This window comes from Photobacterium sp. R1, assembly GCF_054600795.1.
In genome coordinates, this window is sequence record NZ_BAAHZP010000314.1 from 1 (window position 1) to 324 (window position 324).

Sequence of the window (324 nt, forward strand, 5' to 3'; positions counted from 1 at the left end):
GCACTGAGTTTGCCTGTGGTTGGGGTTGTGCCTGCAATCAAGCCTGCAGCATTACTGAGTAAAACGAAAAGCCTGGGCGTATTAGCCACACCGGCTACGGTAAAACGCCAGTATACCCAGGCTCTGATTCAGGAGTTTGCTTCAGATTGCGAGGTCCACTTGCTGGGCAACACGCGCCTGGTTGAAATGGCAGAGATGAAACTACGGGGAGCTAAGGTCGATCTGGACGAGTTGACGGGGATATTGCAGCCTTGGTTCCAAACGACAATCGATACGGTTGTACTCGGATGTACTCACTTTCCGCTGATAAAAGAGGAAATCAGT

At 50.9% G+C, this 324-nt stretch carries 1 protein-coding gene; it reads left to right on the top strand.

The window, feature by feature from the left end; translation table 11 throughout:
* A partial coding sequence (locus tag ACYP03_RS25200) for an aspartate/glutamate racemase family protein (protein ID WP_459782555.1) occupies positions 1-324 on the top strand: 324 nt, incomplete at both ends.